Origin of the sequence: Amycolatopsis thailandensis (assembly GCF_042723255.1) — a bacterium.
Lineage (GTDB): Bacteria > Actinomycetota > Actinomycetes > Mycobacteriales > Pseudonocardiaceae > Amycolatopsis > Amycolatopsis thailandensis.
Genome location: NZ_JBHXJK010000152.1, coordinates 1 through 15,375 on the forward strand (window position 1 = coordinate 1; position 15,375 = coordinate 15,375).

A 15,375-nucleotide genomic window follows, 5' to 3' on the forward strand; every position below is an offset into this window, starting at 1 on the left:
GTCCTTTCCTTGCAAATGTTGCAAGGTAGGGACCTTTCATGGCACGGGAGGAAGTGAGCCAGAGGGTGCGTGGCGCGTCGGTCCAGCGGGTCGCCCTCGCAAGTCCGTGAAGGCCTCCTTGAGGGACTCTGGGTCCTCAAGGAGGCCTTCACGGACTTTCGGGACAACAAAACCGAGACTCGAGGACCGATCGAGACTCCAAGTGGGTGACCGTCCCGCCTCTCACCCACCCCGAAGCACCGAACGGCCCACCGCGCCGGAGATCGCGAAAGAACGGACAAGATCCACGTCCGCCTTTGTCACAAAGGGACAAGAATTCACCGGTTACCAGGACGTGACGTCTTGATCGGACCGAAGTTCTTGTCACCAAGCAGGCTCGTCATTAGCGTACCGACCAGTAGCAAACAGCACGGTAACACCCCGTTGATCCTATTCAACGATTCCGCTCCGCCATTCGGAGCAAAGGAATTGCGCAACCTGGGGTGTATTCGCCGTGCCCGGAAAACGGGAGGGTCGGCGTGGGCGTCCGGACTAACGCACCCTCATTCCCCGGCGCGGGTGCGATCCGGGAGACGGGCAGGCTCTACTCACTCGGCCTCGACGTCGTCCGCCTGACTTTCCGGCGGCCGTTCCAGGCCCGCGAGCTGATCCAGCAGTTCTGGTTCATCGCGAGTGTGTCGATCCTGCCGACGGCGCTGGTCGCGATCCCGTTCGGCGCGGTGATCGCGCTGCACATCGGGTCGCTGACCGCGCAGATCGGCGCGCAATCCTTCACCGGCGCGGCCAGTGTGCTGGCGATCATCCAGCAGGCGAGCCCGATCGTGACGGCGCTGCTGATCGCGGGCGCCGGCGGATCGGCGATGTGCGCGGACCTCGGGTCCCGCACGATCCGCGAGGAGATCGACGCGATGGAGGTGCTCGGGGTCTCCCCGATCCAGCGCCTGATCGTGCCGCGGGTGCTGGCCGCGATGGGGGTCGCCGCGTTCCTGAACGGAATGGTCAGCGTGGTCGGCGTCCTCGGCGGCTATTTCTTCAACGTCATCATGCAGAACGGGACACCGGGTGCGTATCTGGCCAGTTTCTCCGCTCTCGCGCAGCTGCCGGACCTCTGGATCAGCGAGATCAAAGCGGTCATCTTCGGTTTCGTCGCGGCGATCGTCGCGTCTTATCGCGGGCTCAATCCGAAAGGCGGCCCGAAAGGCGTCGGTGACGCGGTGAACCAATCCGTGGTGATCACGTTCCTGCTCCTGTTCCTGTTGAACCTCGTGCTGACGACGCTTTACCTGCAGCTCGTCCCGGCGAAGGGCAGCTGATGGTCACGACGACACCCACCCGGGCCACGCGGGTCCGCGAAGCCGTGGACCGCCGGTTCGGTTTCCTGGACACGCTCGGCGACCAGATCCTCTTCTTCCTCAAGGCGCTGGCCTGGGTGCCGCGCGCGGTGCGCCGCTATCTCCGCGAGATCACCCGCCTGCTGGCCGAAGTCAGCTTCGGCAGCGGCGCGCTCGCGGTCATCGGCGGCACGATCGGCGTGATGATCGGGATGACCGTGTTCACCGGCACGGTCGTCGGGCTCCAGGGCTATTCGGCGCTCAACCAGGTCGGCACTTCCGCGTTCGCCGGGTTCGTCTCCGCCTACTTCAACACCCGCGAGATCGCGCCGCTCGTCGCCGGGCTGGCCCTGTCGGCCACTGTCGGCTGCGGGTTCACCGCGCAGCTGGGCGCGATGCGGATCTCCGAGGAGATCGACGCGCTCGAAGTGATGGGCATCCCCAGCGTCCCGTACCTGGTGACCACCCGGATCATCGCGGGTTTCCTCGCGGTCATCCCGTTGTACGCGATCGGCCTGCTGACCTCGTATCTCGCGTCGCGCCAGATCACCGTCTGGTTCTACGGCCAGTCCGCGGGCACCTACGACCACTACTTCCTGCTGTTCCTGCCGCCCGGCGACGTGCTCTGGTCGTTCGGCAAGGTGCTGGTGTTCAGCGTCGTGATCGTGCTCGCCCACTGTTACTACGGGTTCCGCGCGAGCGGCGGGCCGGCGGGCGTCGGGGTGGCCGTCGGCCGCGGTGTGCGGACCGCGATCGTGGCGGTCAGCGTGCTGGACTTCTTCCTCAGTCTCGCGATCTGGGGCGCGACCACGACGGTGCAGGTGGCCGGATGAGCAGGCGCGGGCTGCGCAAAGCCGGGGTCAGGACGGCCGGGGTGCTGTTCCTCGTGGTGATGTCCGCCCTCGTGCTGCTCTCGATCAAGATCTACCAGAAGGACTTCGTCACGTCGGTCCCGGTGACCTTGCAGGCGGACCGGGTCGGCAACCAGCTGCGCGCGGGCGGGCAGGTCAAGGCACGCGGTGTGGTGGTCGGCGAGATCCGCGACGTCCGCGCCACGCCGTCGGGCGCGGAAATCGAGCTGGCCATGGAGCCCGGCAAGGTCTCCCAGCTGCCGAAGAACGTGTCCGCGCTGCTCGTGCCGAAGACCCTGTTCGGTGAGCGGTACGTGCAACTGTCCATTCCGGACGGATCGACCGCGAAGCCGCTGGCCTCGGGCGACGTGATCACCCAGGACCGCTCGGCCAACGCGATCGAGCTGGAACGGGTCTTCGACAACCTGCTGCCGCTGCTCAAGGCGGTGCAGCCGCAGAAGCTCGCGACCACGCTCACCACGGTCTCCACCGCGCTGGAGGGCCGCGGCGAGCAGCTCGGCGACACCCTCGCCACCGCGGCCGCGTACCTCAAGGACTTCAACCCGAACCTCCCGAAGCTGAACGACAACATCCGCGACCTCGCGACGGTTTCGAAGCTGTACGGCGACATCGCGCCGGACCTGCTCGACGCGCTGAGCGCCTCGGCGGTCACGCTCGACACGGTCAAGGAGAAGCGCGCCGAACTGGCGACGGTGTACCAGCAGGTGACGGCGTCCTCCCAGCAGGTCACGACGTTCCTCGCCAACAACCGCGCCAACATCATCGCGCTCGCCACCGACAGCCGGGCACCGCTGGAGATCGGCGCGAAGTACTCGCCGAGTTTCGCCTGCACGCTGACCGCGCTGGCCGAGCTGAAGCCGCAGATGGACAAGGCGCTGGGCGCGGGCACGGACGAACCCGGTCTGCACGCGGAGGTCACCATCACCCAGCCTCGCGGCAAATACGTCCCCGGCAAGGACGACCCGGTCTACAACGCCACCGGTGAACCACGCTGCTACCCGTCGAACGGGCTGATGACCCAGGGCATCGCGGCGACCGGCGAGAAGACCGCCTCGCTCCCGGGCGTGCAGGGCGACCTCGGCCTGGCGAACTCGCCGCAGGAACGGGAACTGATCTCCACGTTGGTCGCGCCGTCGGCCGGTGTCCCGGCGAGCCAGGTACCCGCCTGGGGCAGCGTGCTCGTCGGTCCGCTCTACCGGGGCACGGAGGTGACCCTGCGATGAGGAACTTCGTGAGCCCGCTGATCAAGGGGCTGATCTTCGTCGTCGTCACGACACTGGCCACGGTGCTGCTGGCGGTGTCCATCACCAACACCGGCCTCGGCGACACCAAGACCTACAGCGCCAAGTTCCTCGACGCGACTTCGCTGAACGTCGGCGACGACGTCCGGATCTCCGGGGTGCGGGTCGGCCAGATCGAGGAGCTGGAGATCGCCGACCACAGCCTGGCCCGGATCAGGTTCTCCCTCGACTCCCAGCGCAGGCTGCCCGCCGACGTGAGCGCGGTGATCAAGTACCGCAACATGGTCGGCCAGCGCTACATCGCCCTCGAACGCGGCAAGGGCACCCGCGAACTCCTGGAGCCGGGCGCGGAGATCCCGCTGGAGCGCACGACTCCCGCACTGGACCTGACGGAACTGTTCAACGGCTTCAAACCGCTGTTCCAGGCGCTGTCCCCGAAGGACGTCAACCAGCTCTCCGGCGAGATCGTCCAGGTACTGCAGGGCGAGGGCGGCACGGTGGAAAGCCTGCTGGCGCACACCGGTTCGCTGACCACCACGCTCGCCGGCCGCGACAAGGTGATCGGCGACGTGATCACGAACCTGGACACCGTGCTGAAGACCATCAACGGCAAGGGCGACGCACTGTCCACTTTGGTCTCCACGCTGAAGGAGCTGGTGTCCGGCCTCGCCGGTGACCGCGCCGAGATCGGGGAGGCCGTCTCCGGGCTCGCGGACCTCACCACCGCCACGGCCGGTCTGCTCGAACAGGGCAGGAAGCCGCTCAAGGACAGCATCGAAGGTCTCGGCCTGCTCTCCGGCCAGCTGACGACCGACCAGGGCAAGGCCGAGGTCGAACGCGTCCTCACCGTGCTCCCGGGGAAGCTGGACGAGCTGGGCCGGATCGGCTCGTACGGATCGTGGATGAACTTCTACCTGTGCTCGGCCGTCCTCCGGAGCGCCCCTCCCCGCGGGGTCCCGGCGACGGCGGAGAGGTGCACGTCGTGAAACCCTTCAAGGAGCGGAACCCGATCGTCATCGGTGTCGTCGGCAGCGCCGTCGCGGCCGCGCTGCTGACCGCGACGCTCAACTACGAGAACCTCCCGATCATCGGCTCCGGAACCACCTACCAGGCCGAATTCTCCGAAGCGGCCGGGTTGCAGGCCGACGACGAGGTGCGGATCGCCGGGATCAAGGTCGGCGAGGTGAGCGACGTCCAGCTCGCCGAGGACCACGTGGTGGTGAGCTTCCGCGTCAAGGACGCCTGGGTGGGCGACAAGACCGCCGCCGAGATCAAGATCAAGACGCTGCTGGGCCGGAAGTTCCTGGCGCTGCGCCCGACCGGCGAGACGGTGCAGAACCCGAAGCAGGTCATCCCGCGCACCCGGACCGTCACGCCCTACGACGTCACCGAGGCGTTCAACGGCCTGGCCGACACCGCGGGCGCGATCGACACCGATAAGCTCGCGGAGAGCTTCACCACTCTCTCCGACACGTTCAAGAACTCGCCCGACCACATCCGGAAGGCCCTCGAAGGGCTGACGTCGCTGTCGAAGACCGTGTCCTCGCGGGACAACGAACTCGCGAGCCTCCTGTCGAACGCGCACGGCCTCACCACGACGCTCGCGAACTCGAACGAAGACTTCGCCAAGCTCCTCTCGGACGGCAACCTGCTGCTGACCGAACTGGACAACCGGCGGCAGGCGATCCACGACCTGCTCACCGGCTCGCAGGACCTCGCCACCCAGCTTTCGGGCCTCGTGCAGGACAACAAGGAGCAGCTCGGCGGGGCGCTCAGCCAGCTCGGAGAGGTGACCGACATCCTGCAACGGCAGAACGACAATCTCGCCAAGAGCCTCGACCTCGCCGCGCCGTACTTCCGGGTGGTCAACAACTCCCTCGGCAACGGACGCTGGGTCGACAGCTACCTGTGCGGACTCGTCCCGGAGAACCGGGATCCGTGCACCCCGGTGATCCCCCGCGGAGGTGGCCGGTGATCAGCAGGTTCGTCACCCTCGCGCTCGTGCTCGCGCTGGCCGTCGTCGGCGGTCTCTGGTGGATCTTCTCCGGCAGCGGGCTCGACCGCGTCACCGTGTACTTCTCGCGCGCGGTCGGTGTCTACAGTGGATCGGACGTCCGGGTGCTCGGCGTCCGGGTCGGCCAGGTCGAATCCGTCGCCCCGGAAGGCGAGCAGGTCAAGGTCGTGCTGACCGTCGACGGCTCGACCCCGATCGCCGCCGACACCAATGCCCTGGTCGTGGCGCCGAGCGTGGTCGCCGACCGGTACGTCCAGTTCACCAAGCTCACCCGCGCCGGGAACCGGCTGGACGACGGCGCGGTGATCCCGGTGGAGCGCACCGGCACGCCGGTGGAGCTCGACCAGCTCTACTCCAGCCTCGACACCCTCGCCAAGGCCCTCGGGCCCAAGGGCGCGAACGCCGACGGCGCGCTTTCGGAGCTGCTGCGCACCGGCGCGAAGCACCTGCAGGGCAACGGGAAGCCGTTCAACGAGTCGGTGCGCAACTTCGCCGACCTCGCCAGGACGCTGTCCGGGAACTCGCAGAACCTGTTCGCCACGGTCGACGAGCTCCAGCGGTTCACCTCGATGCTGGCGACCAACGACCGGAACGTCAGCGAGATCAACAAGCAGCTCGCCTCGGTGACCGGGACGCTGGCGCGGAACAAGGACGAGCTCGCCCGCGCGCTCAACGGCCTCGGCGGCGCGCTCGCGCAGATCCAGCAGTTCATCCGGGACAACCGCGCGCTGATCAAGGCCAATGTGGACAAGCTCGCGGTGACCACCGGGACACTGGTGGACAAGCGCGCCGCGCTCGCCGAGACCCTCGACACGATTCCGCTGGCGGTGACGAACGTGCTCGAAGCCGTCGACCCGAAGACCGGGAAGCTGCAGGGCCGCGGCAACCTGCTCGAATACGCCCCGCTCCCGTTGCCGGTCGCCGGCGACACCTACACCGGGGGGCGCCGATGACCACGAAACGGACGATCGCGGTGCTCGCCGCTTGCTGTGTCGCGCTCACCGCCTGCTCGTCGGATTTCAAGGGCGTCTACGACCTGCCGCTGCCCGGCGGCGCGGACATCGGCGACCATCCGTACCGGGTGACCGTGCAGTTCGCCGACGTGCTCGACCTGGTCCCCCAGGCCGCGGTGAAGGTCGGCGACGTGCCGGTCGGCCGGGTCGAGACGATCAAACTCGGCGAGGACGGCTGGACGGCGGAAACCGTCCTGGCGGTCAACGGCGACGTCCACCTGCCCGCCAACGCCATCGCCCGGCTGCGGCAGTCCAGTCTGCTCGGCGAGAAGTTCATCGAGCTCGCCCCGAGCGCGACGAAAGCCGAAGGCAGACTGGGCGACGGCGGGGTGATCCCCGTCGCGAGCACGAACCGCAACCCCGAGTTCGAGGAGATCTTCGGCGCGCTTTCCCTGCTGCTCAACGGCGGCGGGATCGGCCAGCTGCAGACCATCAACCGCGAGCTTTCGAAGGTGATGGACGGCAACGAGGAGGAGATCCGCTCCTTCCTGTCCACAGTGGAGCAGCTGGTGTCCAACCTGGACTCGCACCGCTCCGACATCACCTCGGCGCTCGACGGGCTCAACCAGCTCTCGACGACGCTGGCGAACCGGAAGACCCAGGTCGAAGGCGCGCTCACCGACCTCACCCCCGGGTTGAAGAGCCTTTCCGAACAGCGCACCCAGCTCGTCTCGATGCTGCAGTCGCTGGACCGGCTCTCCGGGGTCGGCGTCGACGTGATCAAGAAGACCCGGGCCGACCTCGTCGCGGACCTCACCGCGCTCGCGCCGATCCTCAAGCGGCTGGCCGACGCCGGCGAGAACCTGCCCAAGTCGCTGGAGATCCTGCCGACGTTCCCGTTCACCGACGCCGTCCGCGACGGGATCAAGGGCGACTACCTGAACGTCTACGCCTCGATGATCCCCGGGCCGGGCGTCGAGCTGCCGCCTCCGGGCGAAGGCGTCCCGCCGGGGCTCCCGACCCTGCCGCTGCCGTCCTCCGGAGGTAGCTGATGCTCACCACCCGTGTCCGGATCCAGGTGATCGCGTTCGTCATCATCGCGCTGGCGACGACGGCGTTCGTGGGGGCCAACTACGCGGGGCTCGGCCGTCTCTTCGGGGCGAGCGGGTTCACCGTGAAGCTCGCGCTGACCGACGGCGGGGGCCTGTTCACCAACGGCGAGGTGACCTATCGCGGCGTCGCCGTCGGCCGGGTCGGCGAACTCCGGCTCACCGCCGGGGGCATGGAAGCGGATCTGCTGATCGACGACGACGCGCCGCCGATCCCCGCGAACTCGCGGGCGGTCGTGGCGAACCGGTCCGCGGTCGGCGAGCAGTTCGTCGACTTGCAGCCCCGGACCGGCGACGGGCCGTTCCTCGCCGAAGGTTCGGTCATCCCGCGCGAGGCGACGAGCGTTCCGCTACCGGTGCAGCACCTGCTGACCGATCTGGACTCGCTGACCGCGTCCGTGCCGACCGAGGATCTGCGGATCGTGGTCGACGAACTCGACAACGCCCTGCGTGGTTCCGGCGCGAACCTCCAGGTGCTGCTGGACTCGACCACCGACTTCACCAAGCAGGCCGCGAACCACCTGCCGCAGACGGAGAAACTGCTCACCGACGGCACGACCGTGCTGAAGACCCAGGTCGATTCGTCGCAGGCGTGGCGGCAGTTCAGCGACAACGCCCGGCAGTTCGCCCAGCAACTGTCCCGTTCGGACGGTGACCTGCGCACGCTGATCGCGACCGCGCCCGAAGCGGCGACCCAGCTCTCCGGGCTGCTGAGGGACAACGAACCCGGTCTGCCGATCCTGCTGGCGAACCTACTCACGACGTCCCAGGTGTTCTCCGCGCGCACCGACGGCCTGCGGCAACTGCTGATCAACACCCCGAAGGCGGTGTCCGCGGTCGACGCGGCCGTCGACGGGGGGTCCGTGAAGATCGATCTGGTCCTGACCTTCTTCGACCCGATGCCGTGCACCAAGGGCTACGAGAAGACGACGATCCACAGCAGCGCGGAACTCTCGACGCTGCCGTTCAACACCGGTGCCGCGTGCACGCTCGACAGGGGCGACCCGAGTTCGGTCCGCGGCTCGCAGAACGCGCCGAAGGGCGGCGTCCCGCCCGCCGCGATCCCCGGCGGCTTCGGCGCCGACGGCCAGGCGACGTCCACCAGCCTCGAGGAGATGTTGTGGCTGCGCAACTGAAGATCGCGATCGCCGTGCTCGCCGCGGCCTGCGCGTTCGCCGGATGGGCCGGGTACACCTGGTTCACCGCGACGAGCTCCGAGGCCGTGTCCTACGGGAACTCGCGCGACGAAGCGCTGAAGACCGGGCGAGAGCTCGTCGCCCGGCTGACCAGCCTCGACCACCACCGCGTCGAGGCGGGCATCGCCGACTGGCTCGCCGCGTCGACCGGTCCCCTGCGCGATCAGCTGGGCAAGACCGACGACGCCACGAAACAGACGCTCACCAAGGACGCGACGGTCTCGACGGGCAAGGTGCTCGACGCGGCGATCAGCGAACTCGACGACCACGCGGGAACGGCCAAGATGCTGGCTTCGGTGGAGATCACGATGGCGAAGGAAGGCGCGGCGCCGACGACGAAGCGCAACCGCTTCGCCGCCGGACTGACCAGGACCGGCGAAGGCTGGAAGCTCAGCGCGCTTGACCAGCTCCCGGTGGGTGCGCGATGACCGCCGCGGCAGAGACCGAGCCCGAAACCGATGCCGAGACCGAGCCCGAAGCCGCGTCCGAGGCCGAAACCGTCGCCGAAGAGACCGCCGAACAGCCGTCCCGCAGGCCGAAGCTGTTTCTGATCCTGCTGGCCGTGGCCGCCGTGCTGGTGGCGGCTGGGGTGTGGTTCACGCTGGAGGCCAGGTCGATCTCGGCCGCGCCGTCGGCGGCCAACACCGCGCTCACCGACGTCGGGGCGACCGCCGAGGTGAACTCGGCGGTGACGGTGGCGCTCAACAAGATCTTCTCCTATTCCTTCGACCGGACCGACGTCACCGAAAAGGCGGCCGCTTCGGCGCTGAGAGGCAAGGCGCTGGAGTCGTACAACCAGTTGTTCACCCAGGTCCGGGAAAAGGCTCCGGCACAGAAACTCGTCCTCACGACCCGCGTCTCCTCATCCGCCGTCCAGGAACTCGGCGACGGTAAAGCGCGACTGCTCGTATTCCTCGATCAAGCGGCGACGCGAGCCGACAACAATTCGTCGACGACGGCAGCCGCCCAGCTTTCGATCACCGCGGAACGCGAAGGCGACAATTGGGTCATCACCGATCTTGTCCCCCGGTGACAAACCGGTAATTCCTCATTCAGTCCACGGTTGTAAAACAGGAGAGAAAACGAGGAGAAACCCATGTTCGGTCGAACGCGCCCGAAAACAGCCCGTCGCCGCCTCGGCACGGTCGTCGCGCTCACGTCCGCGATCGCCGTGGCCGGCAGCCTCGCCGCGTCCCCCGCGCTCGCGGACGACCCGGTGGAGATCCCGGTGTCCTACACCGTCACCGGGAAGACGACGGTGAAGAAGACCGGCGGCACCCTCGACCTGGGCCCCGGCCAGCTCAACGGCGCCCTGGTCATCGACGGGGACAACGTCGGCATCAGAGGCGACCTGTCCCTGCCGCCCTCGACGGCGAACATCTCGCTGGTCTCGGGTGTCTTCAAGATCAAGGCCCGGGTGCGGATCGAGCCGACCGGCCCGGTCACCGGCACGCTGGCCAACGGCGATCTGACCACCCACTCGCAGGCGAACATGCTGATCGACAACATCGTCGTCGGCCTGTTCTACCCGGTCATCCCGCTCCCGACGGTGCCGAACGCCTGCAAGACGGTCAAGCCGCTCGACCTGACGCTGGTGTCGAAGAACGTCGACCTGTTCGCGGAGACGATCCCGTCTTCGGGCACGTTCGTCATCCCGGAGTTCAAGGACTGCTTCATCAACGACCTCGCGCTGGGGGCGTTGATCTCGGGACCGGACAACAAGATCAACCTGAGCATGAAGTCGAACCTGTCCTGACGCCGCTCTGACACGCCAAGTCCGTGAAGGCCCCTTCCTTGCGCTAGGAAGGGGCCTTCACGTGATCAGACACGGAACTCGCGTGCTTGGGAACGTGACTCGCGTGATCGAAGCCGTGACTCGCGTGATCAGACACCGCACTCGGGTGTGCGGTGTCTGATCACGCGAGTTCCGTCCCCAAGCACGCGAGTCACGGCTTCGAGCACGGTCGAGACCTCAGCAGAACTGCGGCGCGGAAGGGTCCACCAGCGCCACACCGGTGCCGTCACCGGCGGAAACGGCGTAGACCGGAGCACAGACACCCGAGAACTTCCACATGTCCATCGGCGGTTCCGAGCTGGTGTCCCGGCTCTCCTGCTTGAGGTTGCTACCCCAGGCGAAGACGCTCCCGTCCGCCTTCAACACGACGTTGTGGTTGTAGCCGGCGTCGATGGCGACGACGTCCGATTGCGCCTCGGGCGGCACCGCCGACTGACCGTAGGTGTTGTCGCCCCAGGCGAGGACGCCGCCGTTCTTCAGCGCGATGCTGTGGCGGAACCCGCCCGAGATCGCCGTCACCCCGGAGGTCGCCACCGCCGGCACGGTGATCTGGCCCTTCGCGTTGCTGCCCCACCCGATCACGCCGCCGTTCTTCAGCGCGAGGCCGTGGTCGACACCCGCCGAGATCGCGGTGACCCCCGAAGAGACCGCCGCGGGGACGGTGGTCCGCGAACCCCAGCTCAGCACGCCGCCGTTCTTGAGCGCCAGGTTGAAGTACGCGCTGGTGGAGATCGCGGTGACCCCCGAGGTCGCGGCGGCGGGGACGACGTTCTGGCCGTAGAACCCGTTGCCCCAGGCGATCACCCCGCCGTTCTTGAGCGCCAGCCCGTGCGCCCAGCCCGCGGCGATCGCCGAAACCCCGGACGTCGCCGCGGCGGGCACGACGGTCTGGCCGTAATTGTTGTTGCCCCAGGCGACGACGCCGCCGTCCTTGAGCGCCAGATGCGTGAGCCCGCCCGCAGAGACCGCGCTCGCGCCGAACGCCTGAGGGGGCACCGTGCCCTGCCCCTGCTGGTAGTCGTTGCTCCCCCACGGCCGCGGTTCGCCGGTCGGCGCGGCGTCGGCGATACCGGAAAGAGAAACCGTGGCGATCATTACGGCTATCGCGGTGGTCGTCACGCGCCGTGTCGTGGATCGTCGATTGACTGAAGCCATGCGGGAAATGTTAACCCGGTTCCGCCGATCGGCTCCGTCTTTGTCATCGGCGCACAAACTTCATAATCGCATTCAGCACGCACTGACAAGAAAGAACGGGCTCCTCACCCGCTCCGAAACATGTCGACATGAATCCTTGTTACGTACATAACTCGCGGGTAACCTCGGTTTACCCCACCACCGAGAAAGCCGCTCAGTCGAGCATATTTGATCAGAAAAATCCGCCGAAAGGCGCATGGGGAAAGCCGCCGAGACGTAAACTGGATCAAAGGAGATGACAGGTATGTCCCGCAGACTTGGCAAGTTGTCAGCAGGCGTCGCCACCACCAGCATCGTGATGGGCGCGGTCGCCGTGCTCACAGCCGGCACGGCGCTGGCCGCCACCACCTACGCCACCGGCACCGTCGCGTACATGTGCAACTTCCCCGCGATCGGCCAGCAGCAGCTGGACGTGAAGGCGCAGTTCGACGGACCGGCTTCGGTCGCTTCGGGCGGCACCTTCACGCCGTCGAACATCTCGGGCACCGCCACGATCAGCGCCACCATCAACGCGCTGCTCAACAGTGCCAACTACGACGGCGTCCGCGGCAAGGTGAACATGCCGGTGACTGTCACCAACGCGACCCCCGCTTCGGCGACGGTGACGAACCTCGACGTCCCGACCCAGATCAACCCGTACGTGCCAGGAACGCGGACGTTCAACATCGTCCAGGCCACCGGGACCGGCGTCCCCACGTTCACCGCCGGAACGCCCGGCTCGGCGACGGCGTCCCTCGGCACCGCGATCAGCGCGCCGCTGGAGTTCCACAAGAAGGACGGTTCCTGGACCGCCTGGAGCTTCAACTGCACGGTGAAGAACACCAACCCGGCGCAGAACCGCGCGTTCAGCCCGGCGGTCCCCATCACCTGATGAACCATCCGTGCGGGGCGGGGACGCCCGCCCCCCACGGTCCCCACCCCCGATCTCGAGAGGAATCCTTATGGGACAGCGGTTTCGCCTGATCCGCCGGGCAGGCGTGGCCTCCGTCGTCATGGCGAGCGCGGTCTCCATGTTCACGGCCGCGCCCGCCCAGGCTGACACGTCCTTCGCCACGGGGGCCGTCGTCTACCTGTGCAGCACCCCGTTCGGCCAGCAACCGCTCGAGGTCAGGATGACCTTCACCGGCCCCGGCTCGGTGACCGCCGGTGGCACGGTCACCCCGGCCGTGATCGCCGGGAGCTTCGTCTTCGACGCCACGCTCAACGCCGTGCTCTACGCCTCGGGCCGGGACGGCGTTCGCGGTACGGTGACCGCGCCGGTGACCGGGACCAACGTCACCCCGGCTTCGGCGTCCGTGACGAATCTCAGGATTCCCGACCAGGTCCCGCCGTACGTTCCCGGGCCGCGCACGGTCCAGTTCGGCCAGGACGTGAGTACCGGCGTTCCCACCTTCGGGACGGGCACGCCCGGCCAGGCGGTCTTCTCACTCGGCACCACGCTCCGCATCGACGCCGACTTCCACATGAGGAGCGGATCGTGGAGCCCCTGGACGGGCAACTGCACCGTGAAGAGCACCAATCCGGCACAGAACCGCGCGTTCAGCCCGGCGATCACCATCACCTGACGAGCGTCGGCACGAAAGGAATACATATGGGACAGCAGGTTCGCCGAGCGGGCACGGTCTCCGTCATCGTGTCCGGCGTGGCCTGCCTGCTCACCATCGGGCAGGCCTCGGCCGCCGTCTCCCACGAGACGGGGACCGTCCTGTACATGTGCAGCTTTCCCATGATCGGCCAGCAACCCCTCGACGTCACGGCGAGGTTCGACAGCCCGGGTACGGCGACCGCGGGCGGCACGATCACCCCGGCCGCGATCAGCGGCACCGCGACCTTCAACGCCATCCACAACGCGACGATCTTCAGCGCGGCCAACTACGACGGCCTCCGCGGCAAGGTGACCGCGCCGGTGACCGCGACGAACGCCACCCCCGCTTCGGCGACCGTCACCGGACTGGACCTGCCCGCGCAGATCACCCCGTACGTGCCGGGGCCTCGCACGTTCGTCTTCACCCAGACCGCGGCGACCGCCGTCCCCTCTTTCACCGCGGGTGCCCCCGGTGAGGCGACGTTCGCGCTCGGCAACACTTTCAAGCTGGAAGTCGACTTCCACAAGAGGGACGGCACCTGGACCCCGTGGACGCTCAACTGTACGGTCAAAATCACCAACCCGGCACAGAACCGCGCGTTCGCCCCGGCGATCCCCGTCGTTTGACGCGAGAGGAAACCCAGATGACGCAGCAGGTTCGCCGGACACTCGGGAGGGTTCCCGTACTGGCGGGCGTGATCCTGCTCGCGGGCGTGAACGGCGCGCTGGCCTCGTCGGCGGCGACCGATCCGAGCGCCCCGCCGAAGCCGCTGCTCCAGGGCGCCGCCCCCGCGCACCAGACCCTGGCGAACAAGTGCGTCTTCCCGGATCCCGTCGGGGAACGTCCAGTCACCATGGACGTCGAGGCCACGCTGCCCAAGGTCGTGCCGTCCGGAAAACCGGTACAGGTCAAGGACTTCTCCCTCACCTTCACCCTCGGCGAGGGAACGCTGGGCGCGCTCACCGAGGTGACGGGCGCGGCGACGATCGAACTCACGGCCACGCGCGACGACAAGACATCCGCGATTCCGGTGACCCTCGAGATCCCGGCGACCAAGGTGCCCGCCACCGGCGAACTGAAGCTGGTCGCGACGGGCAAGGTTCCCGACATCGTGTCGACCCGCCCCGGCGAACTCCGGCTCACCACGGGCGCGCCTTCCCTCGCGCTGACCGCGGAGAAGACGGAAACGCCGCCGAAACCGATCACCTGTACGCAGGTCCCGGATCAGGACACCGCGCTCGGCAGCGTCACGCTGGCGGAGCTGCGCGCCGCGGAACCGAAGACCGACAAGCCCGGGGAAAAGCCCGGTGAACGGGCGCGGGCCGCGCAGGACGAGCCGGTGCCGGATGCCGTGTTCCCCTTGCAGCCCTTCGAATCGCAAGGCACGTCTTCGGTGAAGAAGCTGGGTGCCTTCGTCCGGTTGACCCCGTCGTTCATCTTCAACGCCTTCTACTACCTCTATCCGGCGCCTCCGCATCGCAGCACCGGCTCCACGATCCTGCCGCCGAGCAAGATGACGTTCCTCGGCTTCGGTTTTGTCCCCGTCAACGGGACGATGGAGCTCCTGCCGACCGACTACAAGACCGGCAACACCGTCGTCGACGTCGAGACCATGCTGCACGGGGACACCACGACGACGGCCATCGCCCGGATCGAACTGTTCGGGAAGCTGAAGGACATCACCATCAACGGCACTCCCCTCGACGTCGGCCCCGACTGCATGACCGCCGAACCGATCGTGCTGAACCTGCGCGGTCCGAACTGGAACGCGTTCACCGGTGGCGTGCTGCGGACGGACCCGAAGGACCCGGAACCCGCCTTCCAGGGATTCACTCTGCCCAAGTTCTCCGGCTGCGGAGTCACGGAGAACCTCGACTCCTTGCTGAGCGGAATGGGATCGGGGCCGGGGAACCAGGCGTGCATCGGGGTCAACCAGGTGGGCCTGGAGTGGGAAGCGGAACGCAAGTGCCCCAACACGGATCCGCCGGTGGGGCGCCGCTGACGAGTGTCATGAGGGGTCCCCATAGGACGAAAAGTGTCCTATGGGGACCCCTCATAACCTCCCCACTCATCGCACCCCGCCG

The 15,375-nt window shown here is 67.6% G+C and carries 16 protein-coding genes; 15 read left to right on the forward strand and 1 reads right to left on the reverse strand.

Annotated features, from left to right (window positions below):
• The first annotated feature begins 518 nt into the window (after positions 1-518).
• From ACFWMR_RS36855 to ACFWMR_RS36905, 11 genes are all read left to right on the forward strand, one after another.
• Positions 519-1,313 carry an MlaE family ABC transporter permease gene (locus tag ACFWMR_RS36855; RefSeq protein WP_020630757.1) on the forward strand — a complete coding sequence of 265 codons (795 nt, stop codon included), beginning with the start codon at positions 519-521 and terminating at the stop codon, positions 1,311-1,313.
• The gene (locus ACFWMR_RS36860) at positions 1,313-2,164 is read left to right on the forward strand and encodes an MlaE family ABC transporter permease (RefSeq protein WP_038509575.1); all 852 of its coding nucleotides are present in this window, start codon (positions 1,313-1,315) and stop codon (positions 2,162-2,164) included. Before ACFWMR_RS36855 ends, ACFWMR_RS36860 begins: the two co-directional genes overlap by 1 nt.
• Entirely contained in the window at positions 2,161-3,426 is a 1,266-nt protein-coding gene (locus ACFWMR_RS36865; RefSeq protein WP_378381746.1) for an MCE family protein, read from the forward strand. Before ACFWMR_RS36860 ends, ACFWMR_RS36865 begins: the two co-directional genes overlap by 4 nt.
• Positions 3,423-4,430 carry an MCE family protein gene (locus tag ACFWMR_RS36870; protein WP_378381747.1) on the forward strand — a complete coding sequence of 336 codons (1,008 nt, stop codon included), beginning with the start codon at positions 3,423-3,425 and terminating at the stop codon, positions 4,428-4,430. The genes ACFWMR_RS36865 and ACFWMR_RS36870 overlap by 4 nt, the downstream gene beginning before the upstream one ends.
• The gene (locus ACFWMR_RS36875; protein ID WP_378381748.1) at positions 4,427-5,419 is read left to right on the forward strand and encodes an MCE family protein; all 993 of its coding nucleotides are present in this window, start codon (positions 4,427-4,429) and stop codon (positions 5,417-5,419) included. The genes ACFWMR_RS36870 and ACFWMR_RS36875 overlap by 4 nt, the downstream gene beginning before the upstream one ends.
• Entirely contained in the window at positions 5,416-6,411 is a 996-nt protein-coding gene (locus ACFWMR_RS36880; RefSeq protein ID WP_378381749.1) for an MCE family protein, read from the forward strand. The genes ACFWMR_RS36875 and ACFWMR_RS36880 overlap by 4 nt, the downstream gene beginning before the upstream one ends.
• Positions 6,408-7,463 carry an MCE family protein gene (locus ACFWMR_RS36885; RefSeq protein ID WP_093932889.1) on the forward strand — a complete coding sequence of 352 codons (1,056 nt, stop codon included), beginning with the start codon at positions 6,408-6,410 and terminating at the stop codon, positions 7,461-7,463. Before ACFWMR_RS36880 ends, ACFWMR_RS36885 begins: the two co-directional genes overlap by 4 nt.
• Entirely contained in the window at positions 7,463-8,656 is a 1,194-nt protein-coding gene (locus ACFWMR_RS36890; protein ID WP_093932888.1) for an MCE family protein, read from the forward strand. The genes ACFWMR_RS36885 and ACFWMR_RS36890 overlap by 1 nt, the downstream gene beginning before the upstream one ends.
• Positions 8,641-9,144: a hypothetical protein gene (locus ACFWMR_RS36895; protein WP_378381750.1), complete on the forward strand. Its 504-nt coding sequence runs from the start codon at positions 8,641-8,643 to the stop codon at positions 9,142-9,144. The genes ACFWMR_RS36890 and ACFWMR_RS36895 overlap by 16 nt, the downstream gene beginning before the upstream one ends.
• Positions 9,141-9,749: a hypothetical protein gene (locus tag ACFWMR_RS36900; RefSeq protein WP_378381751.1), complete on the forward strand. Its 609-nt coding sequence runs from the start codon at positions 9,141-9,143 to the stop codon at positions 9,747-9,749. Before ACFWMR_RS36895 ends, ACFWMR_RS36900 begins: the two co-directional genes overlap by 4 nt.
• A gap of 63 nt (positions 9,750-9,812) precedes the next feature.
• Complete coding sequence (locus tag ACFWMR_RS36905; RefSeq protein ID WP_378381752.1) at positions 9,813-10,472, forward strand: hypothetical protein; 660 nt, start codon at positions 9,813-9,815, stop codon at positions 10,470-10,472.
• 216 nt (positions 10,473-10,688) lie between these two features.
• Here the strand turns inward: ACFWMR_RS36905 and ACFWMR_RS36910 are convergent, their stop codons facing one another.
• Positions 10,689-11,606, reverse strand: coding sequence for an RCC1 domain-containing protein (locus ACFWMR_RS36910; protein ID WP_378381757.1), 918 nt, complete (start codon positions 11,604-11,606; stop codon positions 10,689-10,691).
• Between the two features lie 343 nt (positions 11,607-11,949).
• Here ACFWMR_RS36910 and ACFWMR_RS36915 point away from each other — a divergent pair, with 343 nt between their 5' ends.
• From ACFWMR_RS36915 to ACFWMR_RS36930, 4 genes are all read left to right on the forward strand, one after another.
• Complete coding sequence (locus tag ACFWMR_RS36915; protein ID WP_378381753.1) at positions 11,950-12,576, forward strand: DUF6801 domain-containing protein; 627 nt, start codon at positions 11,950-11,952, stop codon at positions 12,574-12,576.
• Between the two features lie 70 nt (positions 12,577-12,646).
• Positions 12,647-13,270 (forward strand): DUF6801 domain-containing protein, encoded by a 624-nt coding sequence (locus ACFWMR_RS36920; RefSeq protein ID WP_378381754.1) that lies wholly within the window; start codon positions 12,647-12,649, stop codon positions 13,268-13,270.
• Positions 13,271-13,296: 26 nt separating this feature from the next.
• Positions 13,297-13,917 (forward strand): DUF6801 domain-containing protein, encoded by a 621-nt coding sequence (locus tag ACFWMR_RS36925; protein WP_378381755.1) that lies wholly within the window; start codon positions 13,297-13,299, stop codon positions 13,915-13,917.
• 17 nt (positions 13,918-13,934) lie between these two features.
• Positions 13,935-15,293: a DUF6801 domain-containing protein gene (locus ACFWMR_RS36930; protein WP_093932881.1), complete on the forward strand. Its 1,359-nt coding sequence runs from the start codon at positions 13,935-13,937 to the stop codon at positions 15,291-15,293.
• Positions 15,294-15,375: the final 82 nt, after the last annotated feature.